Origin of the sequence: Streptomyces sp. SID13726 (genome assembly GCF_010548375.1) — a bacterium.
Taxonomy (GTDB): domain Bacteria; phylum Actinomycetota; class Actinomycetes; order Streptomycetales; family Streptomycetaceae; genus Streptomyces.
Genome location: NZ_JAAGLY010000016.1, coordinates 137,112 through 158,207, shown reverse-complemented (window position 1 = coordinate 158,207; position 21,096 = coordinate 137,112). Strand labels below are relative to the sequence as shown.

27 protein-coding genes and 1 pseudogene are annotated in these 21,096 nt (G+C 69.6%); 19 read left to right on the top strand and 9 right to left on the bottom strand.

From position 1 onward, the window contains the following. Positions 1–17: 17 nt before the first annotated feature. The 6 genes and pseudogenes from G3I78_RS33380 to G3I78_RS33355 all read left to right on the top strand — a co-directional run. A pseudogene (locus tag G3I78_RS33380) lies at positions 18–209 on the top strand (hypothetical protein); the annotation flags it as partial. A gap of 89 nt (positions 210–298) precedes the next feature. Beyond that, a complete protein-coding gene (locus G3I78_RS33375; RefSeq protein ID WP_164431553.1) occupies positions 299–529 on the top strand; it encodes a hypothetical protein in 231 nt (76 codons plus the stop codon). Between the two features lie 117 nt (positions 530–646). After that, complete coding sequence (locus G3I78_RS33370; RefSeq protein WP_164431551.1) at positions 647–1,375, top strand: DUF2993 domain-containing protein; 729 nt, start codon at positions 647–649, stop codon at positions 1,373–1,375. 378 nt (positions 1,376–1,753) lie between these two features. Continuing rightward, positions 1,754–2,593, top strand: a complete 840-nt coding sequence (locus tag G3I78_RS33365; RefSeq protein ID WP_164431549.1) for a sulfurtransferase — start codon at positions 1,754–1,756, stop codon at positions 2,591–2,593. Positions 2,594–2,659: 66 nt separating this feature from the next. Next, positions 2,660–2,947: a DUF1416 domain-containing protein gene (locus G3I78_RS33360; protein ID WP_003991226.1), complete on the top strand. Its 288-nt coding sequence runs from the start codon at positions 2,660–2,662 to the stop codon at positions 2,945–2,947. 84 nt (positions 2,948–3,031) lie between these two features. After that, a complete protein-coding gene (locus tag G3I78_RS33355) occupies positions 3,032–3,295 on the top strand; it encodes a DUF3099 domain-containing protein (RefSeq protein WP_164431548.1) in 264 nt (87 codons plus the stop codon). A gap of 2 nt (positions 3,296–3,297) precedes the next feature. Here the strand turns inward: G3I78_RS33355 and G3I78_RS33350 are convergent, their stop codons facing one another. After that, positions 3,298–3,651: a signal peptidase I gene (locus G3I78_RS33350; RefSeq protein WP_164431546.1), complete on the bottom strand. Its 354-nt coding sequence runs from the start codon at positions 3,649–3,651 to the stop codon at positions 3,298–3,300. A 29-nt stretch (positions 3,652–3,680) separates the two neighbouring features. Between G3I78_RS33350 and G3I78_RS33345 the strand changes: the two genes are divergently transcribed. After that, positions 3,681–4,073: a VOC family protein gene (locus G3I78_RS33345; protein ID WP_164431543.1), complete on the top strand. Its 393-nt coding sequence runs from the start codon at positions 3,681–3,683 to the stop codon at positions 4,071–4,073. Here the strand turns inward: G3I78_RS33345 and G3I78_RS33340 are convergent. Continuing rightward, positions 4,067–4,429, bottom strand: coding sequence for a DsrE family protein (locus G3I78_RS33340; RefSeq protein ID WP_164431541.1), 363 nt, complete (start codon positions 4,427–4,429; stop codon positions 4,067–4,069). The genes G3I78_RS33345 and G3I78_RS33340 overlap by 7 nt on opposite strands. Positions 4,430–4,532: 103 nt before the next feature. Here G3I78_RS33340 and G3I78_RS33335 point away from each other — a divergent pair, with 103 nt between their 5' ends. Beyond that, the gene (locus G3I78_RS33335) at positions 4,533–5,327 is read left to right on the top strand and encodes a hypothetical protein (protein ID WP_343243917.1); all 795 of its coding nucleotides are present in this window, start codon (positions 4,533–4,535) and stop codon (positions 5,325–5,327) included. After that, on the top strand, positions 5,324–6,136 hold the full coding sequence (locus G3I78_RS33330; RefSeq protein WP_164431539.1) for a hypothetical protein: 813 nt from the start codon (positions 5,324–5,326) through the stop codon (positions 6,134–6,136). Before G3I78_RS33335 ends, G3I78_RS33330 begins: the two co-directional genes overlap by 4 nt. A gap of 110 nt (positions 6,137–6,246) precedes the next feature. On the opposite strand, the gene G3I78_RS33325 is transcribed toward G3I78_RS33330, so the two are convergent. Beyond that, positions 6,247–6,585: a hypothetical protein gene (locus tag G3I78_RS33325; protein ID WP_164431538.1), complete on the bottom strand. Its 339-nt coding sequence runs from the start codon at positions 6,583–6,585 to the stop codon at positions 6,247–6,249. A 312-nt stretch (positions 6,586–6,897) separates the two neighbouring features. On the opposite strand from G3I78_RS33325, the gene G3I78_RS33320 reads away from it, so the two are divergent. Together G3I78_RS33320 and G3I78_RS33315 are read left to right on the top strand one after the other, a co-directional pair. Beyond that, positions 6,898–7,635, top strand: coding sequence for a hypothetical protein (locus G3I78_RS33320; RefSeq protein WP_164431676.1), 738 nt, complete (start codon positions 6,898–6,900; stop codon positions 7,633–7,635). Between the two features lie 218 nt (positions 7,636–7,853). Then, a complete protein-coding gene (locus G3I78_RS33315) occupies positions 7,854–8,429 on the top strand; it encodes an FABP family protein (RefSeq protein WP_164431536.1) in 576 nt (191 codons plus the stop codon). Between the two features lie 47 nt (positions 8,430–8,476). On the opposite strand, the gene G3I78_RS33310 is transcribed toward G3I78_RS33315, so the two are convergent. Further along, positions 8,477–9,127: an RloB family protein gene (locus G3I78_RS33310; RefSeq protein WP_343243916.1), complete on the bottom strand. Its 651-nt coding sequence runs from the start codon at positions 9,125–9,127 to the stop codon at positions 8,477–8,479. Beyond that, a complete protein-coding gene (locus G3I78_RS33305; RefSeq protein WP_164431534.1) occupies positions 9,057–10,403 on the bottom strand; it encodes an ATP-binding protein in 1,347 nt (448 codons plus the stop codon). The genes G3I78_RS33310 and G3I78_RS33305 overlap by 71 nt, the downstream gene beginning before the upstream one ends. Positions 10,404–10,582: 179 nt before the next feature. Here G3I78_RS33305 and G3I78_RS33300 point away from each other — a divergent pair, with 179 nt between their 5' ends. Next, a complete protein-coding gene (locus tag G3I78_RS33300; RefSeq protein WP_164431532.1) occupies positions 10,583–11,035 on the top strand; it encodes a transcriptional repressor in 453 nt (150 codons plus the stop codon). Between the two features lie 10 nt (positions 11,036–11,045). Further along, positions 11,046–12,011 carry a folate-binding protein YgfZ gene (locus tag G3I78_RS33295; protein ID WP_164431530.1) on the top strand — a complete coding sequence of 322 codons (966 nt, stop codon included), beginning with the start codon at positions 11,046–11,048 and terminating at the stop codon, positions 12,009–12,011. A gap of 20 nt (positions 12,012–12,031) precedes the next feature. On the opposite strand, the gene G3I78_RS33290 is transcribed toward G3I78_RS33295, so the two are convergent. Next, on the bottom strand, positions 12,032–12,748 hold the full coding sequence (locus tag G3I78_RS33290; protein WP_164431528.1) for a hypothetical protein: 717 nt from the start codon (positions 12,746–12,748) through the stop codon (positions 12,032–12,034). Positions 12,749–12,944: 196 nt separating this feature from the next. On the opposite strand from G3I78_RS33290, the gene G3I78_RS33285 reads away from it, so the two are divergent. After that, entirely contained in the window at positions 12,945–14,831 is a 1,887-nt protein-coding gene (locus tag G3I78_RS33285; protein ID WP_203615850.1) for a helix-turn-helix transcriptional regulator, read from the top strand. Between the two features lie 12 nt (positions 14,832–14,843). On the opposite strand, the gene dtd is transcribed toward G3I78_RS33285, so the two are convergent. Further along, complete coding sequence (dtd, locus tag G3I78_RS33280) at positions 14,844–15,269, bottom strand: D-aminoacyl-tRNA deacylase (RefSeq protein ID WP_030318141.1); 426 nt, start codon at positions 15,267–15,269, stop codon at positions 14,844–14,846. 158 nt (positions 15,270–15,427) lie between these two features. On the opposite strand from dtd, the gene G3I78_RS33275 reads away from it, so the two are divergent. Both G3I78_RS33275 and G3I78_RS33270 read left to right on the top strand, forming a co-directional pair. Further along, positions 15,428–16,018: an aerial mycelium formation protein gene (locus tag G3I78_RS33275; protein ID WP_164431526.1), complete on the top strand. Its 591-nt coding sequence runs from the start codon at positions 15,428–15,430 to the stop codon at positions 16,016–16,018. Positions 16,019–16,093: 75 nt separating this feature from the next. Further along, complete coding sequence (locus G3I78_RS33270; RefSeq protein WP_164431524.1) at positions 16,094–17,347, top strand: GNAT family N-acetyltransferase; 1,254 nt, start codon at positions 16,094–16,096, stop codon at positions 17,345–17,347. 204 nt (positions 17,348–17,551) lie between these two features. On the opposite strand, the gene G3I78_RS33265 is transcribed toward G3I78_RS33270, so the two are convergent. Beyond that, positions 17,552–17,737 carry a hypothetical protein gene (locus G3I78_RS33265; RefSeq protein WP_164431522.1) on the bottom strand — a complete coding sequence of 62 codons (186 nt, stop codon included), beginning with the start codon at positions 17,735–17,737 and terminating at the stop codon, positions 17,552–17,554. Between the two features lie 185 nt (positions 17,738–17,922). On the opposite strand from G3I78_RS33265, the gene G3I78_RS33260 reads away from it, so the two are divergent. Beyond that, positions 17,923–18,840: a winged helix-turn-helix domain-containing protein gene (locus G3I78_RS33260; protein WP_164431520.1), complete on the top strand. Its 918-nt coding sequence runs from the start codon at positions 17,923–17,925 to the stop codon at positions 18,838–18,840. Positions 18,841–18,875: 35 nt separating this feature from the next. Here the strand turns inward: G3I78_RS33260 and G3I78_RS33255 are convergent, their stop codons facing one another. Next, positions 18,876–19,064, bottom strand: coding sequence for a hypothetical protein (locus G3I78_RS33255; protein ID WP_164431518.1), 189 nt, complete (start codon positions 19,062–19,064; stop codon positions 18,876–18,878). A gap of 250 nt (positions 19,065–19,314) precedes the next feature. Between G3I78_RS33255 and G3I78_RS33250 the strand changes: the two genes are divergently transcribed. Then, positions 19,315–20,193, top strand: coding sequence for a winged helix-turn-helix domain-containing protein (locus G3I78_RS33250; RefSeq protein WP_164431516.1), 879 nt, complete (start codon positions 19,315–19,317; stop codon positions 20,191–20,193). Positions 20,194–20,222: 29 nt separating this feature from the next. Beyond that, the gene (locus tag G3I78_RS33245; protein WP_343243915.1) at positions 20,223–20,942 is read left to right on the top strand and encodes an HAD-IA family hydrolase; all 720 of its coding nucleotides are present in this window, start codon (positions 20,223–20,225) and stop codon (positions 20,940–20,942) included. Positions 20,943–21,096 lie beyond the last annotated feature (154 nt).

Genomic DNA, 21,096 nt, shown 5'->3' with positions numbered 1-21,096 from the left:
GAAAGGACAGAAACCTCATGGAACCGGGAACCCTCCTCTTCGACCCCGCCACCAACAGAGTCGGCGAGTACCAGGACCGCACGGGGCCGTACGCGATGCTGCGCCCCGTCGGAGGCGGGAGGGAGTGGCAGGCCGACTTCTCCGCGTTGCGGGAGCCGACCGACGGCGAGCGGCTGAGTGCCGGGGTGCGCGCGGCGAACGACCGTGCGCGGAACGCCGTAGAGCTGCCGAGGCGGCCCGCGACCGACGGGCCGTTCCTGCTGGCCGACCGTGTGTGTGAGGGAAAGGGGCACCCGGTATGACGGACCGTCCGCAGCCCCGCCCGTACCTGGGATGCCAGGTGCCCCCGCCCTGCTTCCCCCCGCTGCCCGAGCCCCCCGCCCCCACGGTCGCCCCCACCCCCGTACCGCAGCCGCGCCGCAGACTCCGTCGGCTCCGTCGGCTCCGGGCCGACGACGCCTTCTGGACCGGCGTGCTCACCGCGCTCAGTGTCGCCGGGCTGCTGATGGTGATCTTCGCGACGGCGTGACAGTGCTCGTGTCACAGCTGGTCGACAATTCGCCGGTGGTCCTGCTTCGCGGGGTTACTCTCACGCTCGACGGCCACCCGTCCGTCGACACCACCGCCGCTCTGGGGGACCCACCGCATGCGCGCCCTGCGAATACTTCTGATCATCGCCGTGATCCTCGGCGGGCTGTTCGTCGCCGCCGACCGGCTCGCCGTGCACTTCGCGGAGGGCGAGGTCGCGGACCGGCTGAAGACGCAGGAGGGGCTGGCCACGACGCCGAGCGTGGACATCAAGGGGTTCCCGTTCCTGACGCAGGTCGCCGGCGGTGAGCTGGACGACGTCGAGGTCGGTATGAAGCAGTACGACGCGGACACCGGCACCAGCGGCGGCACCATCCAGATCGACGACCTCAAGGCGAACATGAAGGGCGTCGCCTTCTCCGGCGACTACAGCTCGGCGACCGCCGACACCGCCTCCGGCACGGCGAGCATCACCTACGCCCAGCTGCTGAAGGCCGCCAAGTCGGAGGAGACGAAGCTGCCGTTCGGTGTCACCGCGCGGGTGACCGGTCTCTCCGACGGCGGCAACGGCAAGATCAAGGTCGAGCTCAAGGTGAGCGCCCTGGACCAGCCGGTCTCGGTGCTCAGCACGGTCTCCGTGGTGGACGGCGACACCGTCCGGGTGCGGGCCGACTCGATCCCCAGCTTCGGCAACGTCACCCTCGCCGACTCGGACGTCCGGTCGATCACCGACTTCGAGCAGAAGATCGAGGGCCTGCCGGGCGGTATCCAGCTCGACAAGGTCGAGGCGGGGCAGAACGGTGTGGAGATCACGGTGAAGGGTTCGAACGTCAAGCTGGCTGGGTAAGCCTGTCCGGCAGGCGAGACGGTGACGTCCGTACCGTAGATGTGATGACGGCTACATCCGCCCGGGAACCGTGGAACCACGGCCCGGGCGGTTCGCTGATCCCACATGCCGGACGATGGCATCTCAGTATGCGACACACCGGTGACATGCCGGTATGTCCGTCCCTACGATCGGGACCTATGAAGCGACAGGCGGACCTCACGAAGCGGCGGGCAGTAGACCTGTGCCGCGTCGCCGCCATGCTCTGTCGCCCCTTCTGACGCGGACGGCACCGGCCTCCGCATCCCTCTGCCCTGGTGCCCCGGCACTCTCGGGCATCCGTGCGCCCCGCGCACCCTTCCGCACGCCCCGCCGCAACTGCCCCGGAGGAGAAAGAGCATGAGCCGCAGCGACGTCCTGGTCGACGCCGACTGGGTCGAGGCCAACCTCGACAACGCCGACATCGCGATCGTGGAGGTGGACGAAGACACGTCCGCCTACGAGAAGAACCACATTCGCAACGCGATCCGGATCGACTGGACCAAGGACCTCCAGGACCCGGTCCGCCGTGACTTCGTCGACCAGGAGGGCTTCGAGAAGCTCCTCTCGGCGAAGGGCATCGCCAACGACACGCTGGTGATCCTCTACGGCGGCAACAACAACTGGTTCGCGTCCTACGCCTACTGGTACTTCAAGCTTTACGGCCACGAGAACGTCAAGCTTCTCGACGGCGGCCGCAAGAAGTGGGAGCTGGACGCCCGCGAGCTGGTCGAGGAGGTCCCGGAGCGGACCGCCACGACGTACTCGGCGAAGCCGCAGAACACGGCGATCCGCGCGTTCCGCGACGACGTCGTGGCGGCGATCGGTTCGCAGAACCTGGTCGACGTCCGTTCGCCCGACGAGTTCTCCGGCAAGCTGCTCGCCCCCGCGCACCTTCCGCAGGAGCAGTCGCAGCGTCCGGGCCACGTGCCGTCCGCGCGCAACATCCCGTGGTCGAAGAACGCCAACGACGACGGCACCTTCAAGTCGGACGACGAGCTCAAGGAGCTCTACGCCGACGAGCAGGTCGACCTCGCCAAGGACACGATCGCGTACTGCCGTATCGGCGAGCGCTCGGCCCTGACCTGGTTCGTGCTGCACGAGCTGCTCGGTGTCGAGAACGTCAAGAACTACGACGGTTCCTGGACCGAGTACGGCAGCCTCGTCGGCGTGCCGATCGAGCTCGGCGCCAACAAGTAAGTCCCTTCCGCAGACCCCGACCGGCCTTCCTCCGGTCAGACCTCTTGTGAGACTTGGAGCAAAGACATGTGTGGAGCGAAGGCCGGCGGCCCGGACGCCTCGACGATCAAGCCCGGTGAGACCACGATCCAGGGTCAGGTGACGAAGGACGGCGAGCCCGTGGTCGGCTACGTCCGTCTCCTCGACTCGACCGGCGAGTTCACCGCGGAGGTCCCGACCTCCGCGACGGGCCAGTTCCGCTTCTACGCGGCGGAGGGCACGTGGACCGTCCGCGCGCTGGTACCGGGAGCCACGGCTGACCGTACGGTCGTCGCGCAGCAGGGCGGTCTGGCCGAGGTGGCCATCGCGGTCTGACGTACCGGAACCGACCGGGACCGACCGGAAAGCCGTACCCCTGCGGGTACGGCTTTCCGGCGTTCCCAGGCATACGCTGGACGTATGTTGGCCCGACGCCGTCACGCCTACTTCGCCATGATGGGCACCTGCATCGGCCTCTTCGTCCTGGCCTGGGGAGTGGTCCGCCTCTGGTCGATCCCGGCGGCCGTCGCCATGTGCGTGGTCGCCATGGTCATTCCCCCCGTCGCCGCCATGGTCGCCAACCGCCGAGGCCCCGACGACCGCTGGTGGGACGACCCCTCCGGCGACCCCAAGTCGGACGAGTGGTGGGACGAACTGGACGGCAAGAAGCGGGGGCCGAGGTGAGTTCAGTAGCCGGAGACGGACGGCCAGCGGACGGTCAGCACCACTGACTCCTCCTCCGCGAACCACGAGTGATCGACTCCGCGCCCCCATACGACGTAGTCGCCCTGCCGCTCCAGCAGCACACTCCGACCGGGCAGCTCCACCCGGAACCGCCCGCTGACGAGAACCAGGAGCGCGGTGCGTTCCTCACCTCGCACCCACTGCGACCGCTCGTCGCCGCACGGATGAACACCCCACTTGATCTCGACTTCCTCGCTGTGACGCGGATCCCCGGCCTTCTTGAAGTGCCCCAGGAGCCAGCCCCGGTCCAGGGCCGCATCCTCGCCGGCGTTGCCCACGTAGACGCTGTCGTTCATACGGTGTGACCCTAGCGAGGGGGGTGCGTATGGCTGCTGTCAGGGTTTCCACCGTGGTGCTCGATGCGCGGGACGCGCATGAGTTGGCTCGGTTCTATCGGCGGCTGCTCGGGTACGTCGTGCGGAGTGAGGAGCCCGAGTGGGTGCTCATCGGGCCGCCGGCGGGGGTGGAGGGGGTGGCGCTCGCCCTTCAGGGGGAGCCTGAGTACGTGCCGCCCACCTGGCCCAGCCGTGACCCCGGCGAGCAGCAGATGATGCTGCACCTGGACATCGAGGTGGACGATCTCGACGCCGAGACCGCTCGGGCGGTGGCGGAAGGGGCGCGGGCGGCCGAGTATCAGCCGCAGGACGACGTGCGGGTGCTCTTCGACCCCGCCGGGCACCCCTTCTGCCTGTGGACCGAGGTCCGGGAGGGTCAGTAGACCAGCGCCTGGGTCTCGTCCCCCAGTGCCTCCTGTACGAACACCTGCGCCCCGGCGATCCGTACGCCCTCCAGGACGTCCTTCTCCGTGATGTCCCGGCGGGCCGCGCACTGCGTGCAGAGCGTGACGCGGCCGGCCGCGAGGATCGAGTCCAGGAGGTCGGGCAGGGGCGCCGCGTGCGGGAGGTCGAACTCCGCCGCCCGCCCCGGGAGCGCGAACCACGCGGACTCCCCGGTCAGCCACAGGGAGACGTCCACCCCGCTGGCCACGGCCACCGCCGCCACCGTGAACGCCTGCGAACACCGTTCAGGGGCATCCGCCCCCGCCGTCACCTTGATCACGAGCTTCTTCGCCATGGCCGAATCGTAATCAGCGCCCCTACAACTCCGGACGTCGATCATGGGTCTCCTGTGCGCGCGTATATGGCATGCGCGCTTCAGGCCGGTGTGAGGAACGTCGTTGCAAGAACCCCAAGCAGCAGAAACAGCAGAAACAGCAGGAGCAGAAGTAGCGGAGGTAGCAGGAGGCGCCCCGGCCCAAGCCCGGCCGCCCCGCCGCCGTGGACGCACCACCCTGCTGATCGCCGGAGCCGCCGCGCTCGGCGTCGTCGCCGGGACCTGTACCGGATATCTGATCCAGGCCGACCGCGAGCCCACGAAGCTGGCCTCGCTCTCCCAGCCGACGCTCGCCCAGGCCGACACCCCGGCCCCCGAACCCCTGTCCGCGGACCGGGACCGCCGCGTGAAGACCGACGGCGACCTGAGGAAACTGCTGCTGAAGAAGCCTGCGGGGGCCAAGGACGGCGAGTGGGTGACCGGTGACCGCTGGATGACGCTCGCCGAGCTGGCGAAGCTGTCCAAGAAGCCGGCCGAGGCGTTCGGGGACCTCGTCTCCAAGGAGTTCCGCCGCTCCGCCGACACGGGCTGGGAGATCGGCAGCACCTACGGCGTGGAGATCCGCCTCATCCAGTACCGGCAGGAGGAGGAGCTCCAGGCCTCCGACGTGGCCGACAGCGAGAACTACTACGAGGACTCCGAGGCCGGCACCAAGAGCTGGGCGGTGCCGGGCAGCGACAACGCCATGGTCTACGTCCACACCAAGCCGGAGACCGAGCCCGGTTATCTGCCGCAGTACAACGCCACCGCCGTCGCCTGGCGCGGGGACGTCTTCATGAAGATCTTCGTCTGGGACACCAAGCCCGTCCCGAAGGCGAAGATCATGGATCTGGCCGAGCGGCAGGTGAAGAAGCTGTGAGCGAGCACGAGGAGCAGCGGGCGGGGGAGGCCGGCGAGACCCCGGCCCCCGTTCGGAAACGGGTCCGGCGTGGCCGTATCGCCGCCGTCGTCGGGTCCGTGGTGCTGGCCGGGGCGGTCGTCGCGGGGGTCGGCTTCACCGTGGTCACCGTGAACGGCGCCGATCGTGACGCGGGCGCGCCGGTGTGGAAGTTCCCCGAGGCGCGGACCGACAAGGCGAAGGCGGCACCGGCGAAGGGTCTCTCCGCGATGCTCGTGCCGTACGGCGCCGACGGGTGGAGCCGGGGGCCCGACATCGGGGAGTACGGGTACGACGCCCAGCTCAGCGGGGCCCAGGCCACCGCCTTGCGCAAGGAGTCGTTGAGCGGGCTGCCGCGGACGCAGCGCAAGGCGTTGGAGAAGCGGATCGACAAGCAGCGCCTCACGGGTGTCGCGATGCGGAGCTACGTCAGCACCGAGGAGCTTTCCTCCGTCTACACGGACCAGGCCTCCACGGTGACCATCGAGCTGACGCAGCTGGACAACAAGGCGGCGGTCCGGGGCATCACCGAGTTCCAGGACGAGTTCTTCGACGCCCTCGGCGACGTCCTGCGCGAGGGTCCCCGCGTCGAGGGCCACAAGGACGCCCGCTGCTACCTCCTCCCCACCGACTCCGACGAAAAACTGGACTCCATGTTCTGCTCCGCCCACCAGGGCAACGTCCTGGTCAGCCTCACCGCGGACAGCGCGAAGCCCATGCAGAAGACGGGCATCGCCATGCTCCTGCGCGAACAACTCGACCGCATCGCGGAACCGGGGGAGTCGGTATGACCGAGCAGACGGAAGCGAAGCCGGTACCGGGTCCGGGGTCGGCTGGAACGAGCGACGGCCCGAACACGGAGATCGCCCGGGCCGGGGCAGGGGAGCTGTTGGACGGGGGCTCACTGCGGGGGACGGCGGATGAGGTGAGCCGAGTCGAGCCGGGTGAGGTGACGGAACCGGCCGACGGGGCCGCCGTGTCCGGTGAGGGTGGTGAGGCTGGGCAGGTTGTGGTGACGGGATCGGTCGGCGCGTCCGGTGACGTCGGGCAGGTCGGGGCGGCAGCACCGGTCGAGGTGACGGAGTCGGTCGATGAGTCCGCCGGGTCCGGCGAGGCGGGACGGGTCGGGGCGACGGAACCGGTCGGCGAGCCCGCTGTGTCTGGCGGAGCCGGGCAGGTCGAGGTGGTCGAGCCGGTTGGCGCGGTCGAGGAGGGGCACCCGCCCACCGAGACCGGTCACGCAGACCAAGCCGATCAGGCCGAGCGGACCGAGCCGGGGGACGTCGTACCCCTGGACCGGGCTGCCGAGCCCTCGGCGCCCGTATCCGAGCCGGAGGCCGTTGCCGCGGCCGAGGCCGTGTCCGCCCCCACCCCGCCCTCGGGGCCCGTAGCCGAGCCGGAGCCCGCTCGTGCGCCCGTTTCCGGGGCGGCACCCGAGTCCGCGCCCGGCCTCGTTACGGCGCCGCCGCCCGCGCAGGTACCCGAATCCGGCGCACCGCACCCCACCGCGCCCACCACCACCCCCAAGAACCACCGCCACCTACGAGCAACCCTGCGCTGGACCGCCGCCCTGCTCACCTTCGCCCTCTTCGGAGCCGGTACCGCCTACGGGATCGCCGGGATGGAGCGGACGGACGTGCCAGGGCTGGGGACCGTGTCGGACGGGCGGTGGGTGTTTCCGGTGTTGAGGAAGGCGCCGTTGCCCGCGGGGAAGCCGGGGCCGTTGGACGCCGGCAACAAGGCGGGGAGTCACTACGCCGACCTGCGGGCGCTCGTGCTGCCCGCGCCCGAGGGCGCGACCGCGGACCCCGCACTGCGCGGCACCGACGGCTGGCTGCCGGTGAAGGACTACCTCGGGGAGTACGCCGAGAAGGAGGACCGCGACGAACTCGGCACCAAGCTCTCCGAGAACGGCCTGCGGCACATCGCGGCGCGCGGCTGGACCACCCCGGACGGCACGCACACCCGGATCTACCTGATGCAGTTCGACACCGCGGCCGTGGTGGACGACCTGTTCGGCCGGGACCTCGCCCCCTACGGCAGCCCCGGCTACGAACTGCGCGACGCCACCGCCTCCGTCTCCGACGAGCACTTCCCGGACGCGGCCCGCATCCAGGACATCACGGCCTCCGTCTACGTCGAGCCGAAGCCGTACGGCACCGAACAGACCCGGCACGCCTACATCAGCTCCGGCGACGTACTCGCCCTGGTCGTGCAGTCCCGCAAGGGCGCCGCGAACCCCGTACCGTTCCAGCAGACCGTGACCCTCCAGAGCCAGCTCCTGGGGTGAGCGGACCTCGCACGGCCCCCCGGGTCCCGGCCGCGTAAGCTGGGGCCCGGCCTTGTGCACACGTACCGAACCACGCTCATCCGAGGAGCACCCCGTGGAGATCTTCTTCGAAGCCCTGCTGGTCCTGGTCTGCGTCGGCGTCCTCGCCTTCGCCGGGCTGACCGTGAAGAAGCTGTACCAGGGCCAGCGCTGACCCCCATCAAGGAACTGCCGACGTCATGATCGAGATCCCGTCCGACCTCCACAAGGACCTCGTCCCGCTCGCCTTCCTGCTCGGCAACTGGGCCGGCGCTGGCGTGCACGACTTCCCCGGTTCGGAGAAGTGCAACTTCGGCCAGGAGGTGACCTTCAGCCACGACGGCCGGGACTTCCTGGAGTACGAGTCCCACACCTGGGTCCTGGACAACGACGGCAACAAGGTCCGCCCCCTGGAGAGCGAGCACGGCTTCTGGCGCATCGACGCCGACCGCAAGGTCGAGGTGACCATGGTCCGCGACGACGGTGTCGTCGAGATCTGGTACGGCGAGATGGCCAAGCAGAAGCCCCAGATCGACCTGGTCACCGACGCCGTCGCGCGTACGGCGGCCTCGGGGCCGTACTCCGGTGGCAAGCGCCTGTACGGCTACGTCAAGAGCGACCTCATGTGGGTCGGCGAGAAGCAGACCCCCGAGGTCGAGCTGCGCCCCTACATGTCCGCCCACCTGAAGAAGGTCGTCACCCCGGAGGACGTCGAGCGCTGGGCCAAGGCCCTCCCCGACGACATGCCGGACGACGGGATCGCCTTCTTCAAGTAGGCGTTCGTCCCCGCATACGCGGCATAGAGGCCGGGCGGGTCCGGCCTCTATGCCTCCTCACCCGTGATGGCCAGTGCGAGCCGCCACATACGTGTTGCCGGATTACTTTCTGGCAAGTGCTCCGTGCCCTCTTCCGCGAGTGAACGGGCTCGCCGTACCGCGTCCTTCCAGAGATTTCCACCGTAGTGCCGGGCGAAATCCACGGATTTGTCGGCTGGTACATCGCCATACTTGCCCAGTAGTTTTTTGAGCGCGTCGTAGTCCTGGGTCCAGCTCTGGTGGTCGGTGTGGTGCAACAGCAGCCAAAGCTCGAAACACGGATTGGACACGGCGAGTTCGATACGTCGCTGTCGCGCGCGTCGGACAGCCCGTTCCAGGTCGGTGTACTCGTCCACGTCCAGCACGCACCAGACCTGGTCGAACTCGTCGCCTGCGCCGCCCCAGCGCTCCGCCGCGTAGTTGACGACCTGGAGCGGTGAACCGGGTTTCTTGGCAACTTTGACCGACAGGTTCCGTCGTTTGAAGTGGGCTTTGAAACCGCTGAGGTAGTCGTACTCCGTGGACTCGGAGCCGCAGACGACCATGAACTGGTCAGCGCTGTCCCTGACGTCGGCCCGACGGGTCAGGTCAGTGTCCCGGCGAGGTTTCTTCTGCCTGGGGCTGCCGCTGGGTTTCGGCGTTCTGGTCAGTCCCCCCACCCCTCCTCAGCAGCGCCTCGGTGAAGCTTTCGTCGATGAACGGGATGCCACCGTAGCTGCCCCCCAGGTAGCGGCGCTCACGGTTCTCGTCCTTGCGCGGTTTGAAGTCGGCGAGTGAGTACAGGGAGCTTTCGCCGTACTCGTTCTTCTCAACGAACCAGATCTGATCCCGTTTCAGGATGTCGTCCCCGTCGCGGCGTCCCAGCAGGCTGGGGTCATGCGTGGTGAAGATTAGCTGGGCGCCGTGGCGGTTCGTCTCCGGATTCTGGAAAAGTCCGATGAGGCGCGCGGTGAGGAGGGAATGGAGGCTGGCGTCGATTTCGTCGACGACGAAGGTTCCACCTTCGCGCAGTACGTCGAGGAAGCGTGGAACCTGCTCCAGAAGTGCCTTTGTGCCGGCCGACTCGTCCTGGAGATCCATTTGGACGATGCCGTCGCGACCACGGTGTCCCACCCAGGGGCGGACACGTTCCCCAGTACCGCCGGTCTCCAGAGAGAACAGCACTCGATTGAGGGCGCTGCTGTTCTTGCCGTAGTCCCTGCGGAGAACCTCCTCGTCGACCTGGACCCGCTCCGTACCGCAGGCTTCGATGCCCAGGTCGGCGGCCCGCAGCAGCTGAAGGATCTCCGGGTGCCGGTCGGCGTCCTTGAGTGCTCGCGTGGCACCGTACCCCCAGAGCGCAGCCAGGCCCGACGAGCGCCGGAACCGCAACTGCTGCGCGAACCAGTCGTACACCGGCCGGAAGTCCCGCTGGCGGGAACGCGCGGCGAGAGAGAGGAAGAGGACGTTGGGCTCGGTGATGCTCTCGACGAGTTCCAGCTGCCGGGTCTCCTGGGAGGCTCCGGGCTTGAGGTTGTCCTCCTCGCGGGAGAACAGCTCACGCTTCTTGCCCTTCGGATAGCTGTCCAACCACTCCTCGGTCACGCGGTCGTCGTCGACGGCGAATCCGTAGGTGTACCGGACGTCGTCCAGCAGCAGGTCGGCGATGTACCAAGAGGGCTCGCTCTTCGCCACGTCGTCGAGGAGGAAGCGGTGGCGCGGGACACCACCGTCCGGTTCGGCATCCCGATGAGAGGAGACCACCATGCGGGCCATGTACTGGAGCGCGTCCACGAGGTTGGTCTTGCCCGAGGCGTTGGCGCCGAAGACGCCCGCGACGGGGACGGCCTCCCAGGCGGTGCCGGACGGCCGGTCGTCGTCGTAGACCGGGTGAAGGTTGAGCTGTTGCTCCTGGCGGATGGAGCGGTGGTTCGCCACGCGGAAACTGAGCAGCATGGGCACACCTCCGGCCGTCCTCATTGTTTCCCTGGGTTTACTATTCCGACTACCCGCCAGTAAAACTCGCAAACAGCTGTCAGGCAACGGGAGAAGCGGCCACTTGGACCCTTCCGTGTGGAAACTTCACACCAAGTTGTCGGATTGTTTCCTGTCCTGCCGGTCCTAGACTTGGCCCCGTGGTGAGCACCGATTGGAAGAGCGACCTGAGGCAGCGCGGCTACCGGCTGACGCCGCAGCGCCAGCTTGTCCTCGAAGCTGTGGACACCCTGGAGCACGCGACCCCCGACGACATCCTCATCGAGGTGAGGAAGACGGCGTCGGGGGTCAACATTTCCACGGTCTACCGGACCCTGGAGCTGCTGGAGGAGCTCGGCCTCGTCAGCCATGCCCATCTGGGGCACGGGGCGCCGACGTACCACCTCGCCGACCGGCACCACCACATCCACCTGGTCTGCCGCGACTGCGAGAACGTCATCGAGGCCGACATCAAGGTGGCCGCCGAGTTCACGGCCAAGCTGCGCGAGACCTTCGGCTTCGAGACCGACATGAAGCACTTCGCGATCTTCGGCCGCTGCCGGGACTGCTCCCGCAAGTCCCGTGAGCTCAAGAATTCAACTACCGAGTCGTAGGCTTAGGCATATGAAGAGCCCCTTGCTGTCCCTGCCCGGCGCCGTCCCCGCCGAGGGCGTGGACGAAGGCGTCGCCGCTCACTACGGCGACCTGTTCCGCGAGCAGCGCACCCTCGCCGACGGCGCCGGATTCGTCGACCTTTCCCACCGGGGGGTCGTGACGGTCACCGGTGACGACCGGCTCAGCTGGCTGCACCTCCTGCTCACCCAGCACGTCAGCGATCTGCCCGAGGGACAGGCCACGGAGGCCCTGGTCCTCTCCGCGCACGGGCACATCGAGCACGCCCTGTACCTCGTCGACGACGGCACCACCGTCTGGATCCACGTCGAACCCGGCACCCAGGACGCGCTGATCGCCTACCTGGAGTCGATGAAGTTCTTCTACCGGGTCGAAGTCGCCGACCGCACCGAGGAGTTCGCGGTCGTCCACCTCCCCGCCGGGTCCATCGCCGAGGTGCCGGAGGGGGCCGTCGTACGCGAGACGCCGTACGGCCGTGATCTCTTCCTCCCGCGCGCGGACCTGGAGTCGTACGCCGAGAAGTCCGGACCCGCGGTCGGTCTGCTCGCCTACGAGGCGCTGCGCGTCGAGCACCACCGCCCGCGCCTCGGCTTCGAGACCGACCACCGCACCATCCCGCACGAACTGGGCTGGATCGGTACGGCCGTTCACCTCCAGAAGGGCTGCTACCGCGGCCAGGAGACCGTCGCCCGGGTCCAGAACCTCGGCAAGCCCCCGCGCCGTCTGGTCTTCCTCCACCTGGACGGCAGCGAGGTCCATCTGCCGCCCGCCGGCACCGAGATCCGCCTCGCGGACGACGGCCCGGACGGCCGGAAGATCGGCTTCGTGACGACGTCCGTACGCCACCACGAACTCGGCCCCGTCGCCCTCGCCCTGGTCAAGCGGAACGTACCCCTGGACGCCCGCCTCGTCGCCGACACGACGGCCGCGGCCCAGGAGGTCGTCGTAGAGCCGTAGGGGGCGGTGTCAGGGGGGCGTCAGGCGCAGTCCTCGCCGCCCTGCGCGAGCGTCACCCATACCGAGTCCTGGTGGGCGGTGTCGGTGCCTGGGGGCAGCTGTGTGCTGACCAGGCCCGCCACGTCCGCTGCCGGGTCCGCCGGGACCAGCTGGACGCCGGTGTAGGTCCTGGCGCCGAGCAGGTAGTCGGACGTGGTGTCCGGGACCAGCGCCGCGATGATCTCGAAGCTCGCTCCCCGCTGGGCCGGGTAGTCGCCGATCTGCGGACAGGCGTCCCAGCTCGTCGGGTCGTCCGCCCCGGTGCCTTGCTTCACGATGTGCGCCCGGCCCAGCAGGTACACGCCCGCCTCGCCCTTCTTGCGGCTGGCCAGCCAGAGGGTGTGGTGCGGCGGGATCACCGCGATGCCGTAGACCTTCTGGTGGTGCCGGGCGGAGGCGGCCTGCTGGGGGTGGCGGATCTCGACCGAGGCCGGGGCCGATGCCGATGCCGATGCCGATGCGCGGGTGGGTGTGGGCGCGGGTTTCGGGGTGGTGCCGGTTTCGTCCCCCGTGCCGCCGCCCAGCCCTGTCAGCGCCGAGACCACCGCGGCGAGGCCCGTCAGTCCGCCCAGCGCGGTGATCAGGAAACCCGTCAGCAGAACCGGGCGTGGGATGCTCTGCGGGCCTGACAACGTTTCCCGGTTCTCTTCCGCCGGGTCCTCGTGGTCGTGTTCCCGGGATGTGCTGTGGGTGCTCATGCCGTGTCCTGACTTTCCCGTCGTGAGCGCCCCGCCCCCCGCGCGGGGCGCTCTCCGATTCCAGGGTGGGCCAGGCCGGGAAACACCGGGCGCGATATGCCGTTGACAACCCATAATTTGGCAACGGGCAGCGAGCGCACGGGCACATGGAGCAAGTGTTCGGGCGAACTGAGTGGCGATGTCCGGGGGAGGCGCCATGACAGCCATGACACCGGAAGAGGAGTTCGCCGAGGCACTGCGCATGCGCAGGAAGGCGGCCGGGTTCTCGCTCGGCGAGCTGTCTCGGCTCGTCAACTACAGCAAGAGCTACCTGAGTCGGGTGGAGAACGGCAGCCGGCTGGCCGGTCCCGCCCTGGCCCGGGAGTGCGACACGGCCCTGCACGCCGAGGGCGAACTGCTCGCCCTGCTGCCGGACCGACTCGCGCAGGCCGAGCGACCTCGACGGCGGGTCGGGGCGAACGGGGCCGGTGGTGGGGGCAGTTCGGGGGGCGCAGGGAGTGTAGGGGGTACAGGGGGCGCGGGTGGTTCCGGTGGTCTCGGCCGCTCCCGTGTGCCGGGGGCCCGTGGTGTCTCCAGCGGGACCTCCGCCACCTCCCTTCTCTCCGCCACCTTCGGTGCCGAGTTCGACCAGCTCATCCGCCGCGGCGACACCCGTCACCTGCTGGGCGACATGTACGAGGCCGGCCGGCTCTACCTCGCCGCGTACCGGGCCGCCGAGGGCGACGACCTGGCCCGGGCGTACGCCGTCGTGCGCTGTGCCCGCCGCTGGTCGGACCCCGGGCAGGTCGACCGGGACCTCCTCGCCCGGATCGACGAGAGCCTGAACACGCTGGCCGGCCGCGGCGACCTCCCCGCGGTGGAGCTGCGGCTGCGCCTCGCCGCGCACCGCGCCAAGAAGCTGACCATGGGCGTCGGCGACGACACCGCGGTCCCCGGCGCCGAACCCGGCACCAGCGTGGACCGCGCCCGCGGAGTCCTGCGGGAGTTACGGGACCGGCTCCCGGCCGTCGGCGCCGAGACCCACTGCGAGGTCCTCACCGAATGCCGCTGGGCCCTCTACGACTTCGCCCCCGCCGGTGAACTCCTCGCCCTGTCTGCCGAGTTGCGGGACGTCGCCACCCGCTCCCGCTCCATGTACTTCGTCGGCGAGGCCCTGGTCGCCCTGGCCATCGACCAGTTGAGGGTCGGCCGGGTGACCGCGGCGGACGCGACCGTACGACGTCATCGCGAGCACGCCGCCCACCGGCACAGCACCCTCGCGCACTGGCAACAGGGCACGCTGGACGCCCTGATGAACCTGTGGCAGGGCGAGTTCGGTGCCGCCGAGGAGTGGATCCTCGGCAGGTCCAGAGAGATCGCCGAGGCCATGGAGACGGACCTGTCGGTGCCCGCCGACACCCTCAGCCAGACCTGTCTGGGCCAGGCGTACTGGCTGCGCCACGAACAGGGCCGGATGGCCGACCTGTTCGGCTCCCCGCTGATGTCCGGCGTCCGGCGCCGCGACTACTTCCCGGTCTGGCGCGCCGGGCTCGCGCTCGCCCTGTGCGAGACCGGCCGCCACGACCAGGCGGCCGACCAGGTACTGGCCTTCGCCGCCGACACCGAGGGCTTCACCACCTTCCCGCCGAGCGGCTGGGCCCTGCCCACGGCGGCCGTACTCGCCCAAGCCTGCGCGGAGTTGGACCGGCGGGGCGTCCGCCGCGAGGAGCTGCTGCCGTACGTCCCACCCCTGCGCGCCCTCCTCGACGCGCACCCCGGCGAACTGGTCCTCGCCGGCTGGCCGACCGTCCTGCTGGGCCCGGCCGCGCGGTTCAGCGGGCTGCTCGCGCTGGTCGCGGGGGAGCCGGAGACCGCGCTCGGGCATCTGCGGCGCGCGGTACGGCTCGCCCAGCACTCCCCGGCGCAGATGGCACGGCTGCGGCTGGACGAGGCCAGGGCGCGGCTGCGGTCGGACTCCGTCGCGGTGCGGGCCGGGGCCGGTGACCTCGCCAGGACCGCGCTCACCACGGCGGAGGAGCTGGGGATGGGGGCGGTGGCGGCGGACTGCCGGGAGTTCCTGCGCGGGGCGCCGACGGGGTCGTAGACCCGACAAGGATCACATCTCCAGCAGGACCGTGAAGGGGCCGTCGTTCGTCAGCGACACCCGCATCCGGGCGCCGAACCGGCCGGTGGCCACCGTCGCTCCGAGGGCGCGCAGTTGGGCGACGACCTCGTCGACGAGGGGCTCGGCGACATCGCCGGGGGCGGCCGCGTTCCAGGTGGGGCGGCGGCCCTTGCGGGCGTCGCCGTACAGGGTGAACTGGCTGATCACGAGCAGCGGGGCGTCGATGTCGCTGCACGACTTCTCGTCGTGCAGCATGCGGACGGACCAGAGTTTGCGGGCCAGTTGGGCCGCCTTCTCCTTGGTGTCCTCGTGGGTGACCCCGACCAGGACGCACAGTCCCTCGCCGCTGATCTCCCCGACCGTCTCGCCGTCCACGACGACGCTCGCGCCGTCCACTCTCTGCACCACCGCTCGCATGGGTCCATCATGCCGGGCCCGTCGAAAGAGACCGTGCGCGGGTTTGTTTTTGATCCTTAACCCCCCATCTGGGGCCGTTCGGGGGCACTCGGTCACATAGCGGCCACTTGGGGTGGCACGATGCTTCCACGCGCCGGTCGAGGGGACGGTTGAGGGACATGAGCACACCGAGTACCGGGCGGCTGGGCAGTCGACGGCCACCCGCGCAACGCACGGACAGCCCTCTGCTGCCCCCGGAGCCGCCCGAGCACGACCTCCCCGCACTGAGCCTGCCCGAGCTGCGCACCCTGCGCCGGGACGCCCAGCGGGACGAGGCCGACCTCAGCTACGTACGGCGGCTCCTCCAGGGCCGTATCGACATCCTCCGCGCGGAACTGGCACGCCGCTCCCCGACCGGCACGGGCGCCGTCCTGGACGTCGGCGAGCCCTCGGTCGTCGAGCGGCTCCCGGAGATCCTCACCGACGCCCCGGCCCGCCACCGCTCCTCCGCCCGCCACGTCACCCTGGGCACCCCGCACAGCGAGGAGTACCGCCTCCTCGCCGCCGAGATGCTCGCCGAGGTCGAACTCTCCGACCTCGCCGCCCGCACCGACCTCGAACTGAACACCGCGATGGGCCGCCTCGTCCGCTACGAACAGCAGGTCTCGGGCCGACGGCAGGGCTTGCAGCGGACGGCGGACGAGTCCAGCGCGGAGATCGCGCGGCGGTATCGGGAGGGGGAGGCGCAGGTGGAGGATCTGCTGACGTAGGGCCTCTCTTCCGTTGCCTGCGTGCCGCTCGGAAATCGACGAGACACCTCACCCCCGCCCGCCTACCGTGGCCCCATGAGCGACCGTCCCGAGATCGAGATCCGTCCGGTCACCGAGGCCGAGTACCCGGAGTGGCTGCGGGCCGTGCACGCCGGGTTCCTGCGGGAGCCCGTGGTGTCGGAGGCGGAGCTGGAGGCGCGGCGGAGCCAGTTCGAGCCCGGGCGGTTCGTCGGGGCCTTCGAGGGGGACCGGTGCGTGGCGACCTTCCGGTCCTTCGGGCAGGAGGTCACGGCGGTCGGCGGAGCGCTCGTGCCGGCCGACGGGATCACCGCCGTCACCGTCAGTGCCCCGCACCGCAGGCGCGGCCTGCTCACCCGCATGATGAACCAGGACCTCGCCGCCGCGAAGGACCGCGGCGACGTCGTGGCCACCCTGATCGCCGCCGAGTACCCGATCTACGGCCGCTACGGCTTCGGCCCCGCCACCTCGGCCGCCGAGTGGACCGTGGACGTGACGCGCACCGGCCTCGACCCGCGCGGCCCGCGCCTCGACGACGGCAGCCGTATCGAGCTGGTGGGCCCCGACGAGGTCCGCAAGCTCGGCCCCGACCTGCACGACCGGATGCGCCGCGCCACCCCGGGCGCCGTGAGCCGCAGCGACTGGTGGTGGCGGATGACCACCGGCGCGGTGCGCGTCGACCCGAAGTGGACCGAGCCGTTCTTCGCGGTGTACCGCGCGGGCGACGGTACGGTCGAGGGGCTGCTGGCGTACGAGGTGGACGACAACTGGGGTGACGCCAAGCAGCCGTTGAACACCGCGAGCGTGCGGAGCCTGCTCACCACGACCCCGGCCGCCGAGCGCGCCCTGTGGCACTACCTCTGCTCGATCGACTGGGTCACCCGGGTCAGGAGCGGCTCCCGCGCCCCCGACGACCTGCTCCCGCATCTGCTCCCGGACCCGCGCGCGGCCGGGATCACCACCCAGGCCGACTGGATGTGGGTGCGGATCCTGGACGTCGTACGAGCCCTGGAGGCGCGGACGTACGACGCCGAGGGCGCCCTCGTGCTGGAGATCGTGGACCCGGCCGGGCTGGCCGGCGGGCGGTACCGCCTCGACGCCTCGCCCGCGGGAGCTTCCTGTACGACGACCACCGCGAGCCCCGATCTCACGCTGGACGTGGGGGAGTTGGCGGCGCTGTGGCTCGGGGACGAGTCGGCGGTGCGGCTCGCGGCGCTGGGGCGGGTGCGGGAACAGCAAGCGGGCGCCGGCCTGACGGCCGACGCCCTGCTGCGTACGTCCAGGCGTCCTTGGTGCCCGGACATGTTCTGAGCGCTCCCTTCGGGCGGGGACGGGTGGGCTGTTGCTTCGCATCCGTAGCGAGCTGTTCAGTTGTGGCTGTGCGGGTATCCGTAGCGAGCTGTTGAGTTGTGGCTGTGCGGTGGGTGCGGCCGGTGCCGCTGTTCGGTTGTCGGTGTTCAGTTGTGGCTGTGCAGACCGATCGAGCTCCCGGCTCCCCTCCGGAAGGGAGCCCGATCAGCCGGACTGGGAGAGCAGCATCACGAGGATGACCGCTCCGATGCCGCTGATGGCGACGCTCTTCGTCTTGACGCCGACGGTGAGCGCGAGGAACGCGATGATGCCCATCGCGCCCCACTTCCACTGGACGAGCGCTTCGAAACCGACGGCGAGGGCGGCGATGGCGATGGCGATGAGCGGCATGACGGTCCCCCCTTCGGGACAGTGGCCCCTGCCGGCCACCGAGTTGGCCAACCTTGCGAAGCTTTGACCATGTTTCTCAAGGTTGCTCAAGTTGGCGACCAACTTCACTGTACTTATCTCCGCTTGGAAGCGTCTCATAACCACCTTCCGGTGAACTGCCCAAAGATGGCGGGAAGTTGTAGTGTTTGGTCGTGGACCCGAAACACGCCTCCGTCAATGGGCGGAAGAGGTCACAGCGGCCACAGACGTCACACCACGAGGTGGCCGACGAGCTCCGCGCCCGGATCAGGTCCGGCACGTTGCGGGCAGGTCAGCGCATGCCCACGCAGGCGCGGCTGGCCGACGAGTTCGGGGTCGAGCGGGGGGTCGTACGGCAGGCGCTGCACCTGCTCCAGAGGGAACACCTGCTCACCAACGTCTCCAAGGGCAGCCCGGCGACGGTCGCCCCCGACCTGGGCACCGGCAGGGCGCTCACCGGCCCCGCGGCCGCGCCGCAGCCCACGACGGTAGGCCTCGGCCCCCGCATCGCCGCGGCCTTCGCCGCCCCGCACGTCGAGATCGACGCCCTGTGCCTGACGTCGGTGTCCCTCAACCTCGCCATCGGCGAGGGGCTGCGCCAGATCCACGCCGGACAGCTGAATCCGGCCAAGGTCGACGTCCGGGTCCTGCTGCCCTCGCGGGACATCGACCTCGCCTTCCCGGTCCCGGTCGAGGGCCGCGGCGACGACGACCCGGTCCACGAACGCTGGCTGGCCCAGCGCAACGCCCAGGGCCAGGTCCTCCAGCACAACCTCCTCGCCCTGCGCGCCACCCACGGCATCGACGTACACGTCTCCTTCCGCGCCCTGCCCTTCACGCCACCGGTCAAGCTCTACCTGCTGAACGGCATGGAGGCGCTCTTCGCGTACTACACGCTGAAGCGCCGCAAGGAGGAGATCGACCACGAACCCCTGGAGATGTACGACGCCGAGGGCACCCAGTCGATGCTGTTCGCCTTCGAGCACGGGGCGGGGCTGCGGGACACGACCTTCGTGGAGCAGTCGAACCTGTGGTTCAACGCACTGTGGGAGACGATCAGTTCGGAGCTGCTGCTCACGAGCTGACGTCTCCCACAGTGGCTGATCCGGGCGGGTTCGGGTCATAGGGCCGGTCCCGCGACCAGCAGCGCCAGCACCACCGCGCCGACCGAGCTGAGGGCCGGGTTCTTGGCCTTGATCCCGACGGTGAGCAGGAGCAGGCCGATGATCCCGGTGGCGCCGTACTTCCACTGCAGGGTCTGCTCGACGCCGACGACGAAGACGGCGGAGAGGAGGGCGAGGGCTGGCATGTTGGTTCCCCCTTCGAGCTTCGGGGCGGGCGGGGTGGGTGGTTCGGGTGGGGCGGGTAGTTCGGGTGGGGCAGGTGAGGCGATCGACCAGGTCGGCCGGGTGGGCAAGGTCGACCAGGTCGGCGTGGAGGCAAAACTTCCACCAACTGAACCAAGTTGGTAACCAACTCTGCTTATGTTGTCCCCACTTGGCAGGGGTTGATAAACAACTTCCGTACAACTCCCCATAGATGGATTGGAGTTGTAACGTTTGGTCGTGACCCAGGAGAACGTGGCAGTGAACGGCAGCAGAAGGCTCTCGCCCCAGGAGATCGCCGACACCCTGCGCGAACGCATCCGCACAGGCGACCTCAAGGCCGGCGACCGCCTCCCCACCCAGGCCGAACTCGCGGAGGAGTTCGGCGTGGAACGGGGCGCGGTCCGCCAGGCCCTGCGCGCCCTCCAGGAGGACGGCCTCCTCAGCAACGTGAGCAAGGGAAGCCCACCGCGGATCGCGGAGCGGGTGCCGGTTTCGGGGGAGCCTCAGCCCACGATGGTGGCCCTGGCACCCCGGCTGACCGACGCCTTCGCGGGCGCACAGGTCCGGATCGACGCCGCGTGCCTGACCGCGGAGACCCTGATGGTGGCCCTCAGCGAACCGGTCCGCCTGATCCACGAGGGCCGGATCCGCCCCGATTCCATCAACGTCCGCATCCTGCTGCCCTCCCGCGACATCAACCTGGCCTTCCCGGTCCCGGTCGAGGCCCTCGACGACGACAACCCGGTCCATCAGCGCTGGCTGGAGATGCGCAACGCCCAGGGTCACGTCCTGCGCCACAACCTCCAGGCCCTGCGCACCTCCCACGGCATCGACGTCAAGGTCACGTTCCGCGCGCTGCCGTTCACCCCGCCGGTGAAGCTGTACCTGCTCAACGAGTCGGAGGCCCTGATCGCGTACTACATGGTCGCCCGCCGCGAGGAGGCCACCGACGCGGGAACGCTCGACATGTACGACGTGATGGGCACCGAGTCGCTCCTCTTCTCCTTCGAGAAGGGCGCGGGCCAGCGGGACGCGGCATTCGTGGAGCAATCGCAGAAGTGGTTCAACGCCCTCTGGGAAACCATCACGACGGACCTGACACTCTCTTAGTGACTTCTGAGACGACGCAGACTGAACTGGTGACATCAGACACTGAGAACAAGGCCGAGAACCTGCGGGACCTGGTCACCCGCGCGCGGGTGGTGCTGTGGGACTTCGACGGGCCGATCTGCAGCCTGTTCTCCGGGCACTCGGCGGCGAAGGTCGCCACGGAGCTGGTGGACTGGCTGGAGAGCCGCGGCCTGCGCGGCCTCGTCACCGACGGCGAGCGGCTGACCCTGGACCCGCATGTCGTGCTGCGTGCCGTGGACGCCAGGCACCCGGGCAGTGACCTGGTCGCGGAGTTGGAGGAACGTCTCACCAAGGAGGAGCTCAGAGCCGCGTCCTCGGCGATGCCGACGGCGTACGCCGACCCGCTCATACGCACCTGGACCGCCGTGGGCTCCCGGCTGGCCATCACGACGAACAACTCCCCGCGAGTGGTGCGCAAATACTTGGCAGGACGCGGCCTGGTCTCCTGCTTCACCCCGCACATCTACGGTCGCACGCACGACCTGCACCACCTCAAACCCCACCCGCACTGCCTCAACCGGGCCCTGAACGCCATGGGCGCGGCCCCCGCCGACGCCCTCATGATCGGCGACACCCCCTCCGACTACCTCGCCGCCCACAGCGCAGGCGTCCCCTTCCTGGGCTACGCGCGTAACGAACGCAAGGCGCGGCTGCTGAGGGAGGCGGGGGCGGTGTCGATCGTGGGGTCGCTGTGGTCGGTGTTGAGTACGGTTCGCGAGCGGGTCTGAGCCGGTGGACACCCGGAGCGACCGGTTGCCGGTCACCTCAGGCCTGGACCATCAACAGAACGAAGATCACGACTCCCGCAGACAGGCACGTCGTGTTGTGGGCGCGGAGGCCTACGCCCACGAGTAACAGGCACAGCACTCCGAGTGCTCCGTA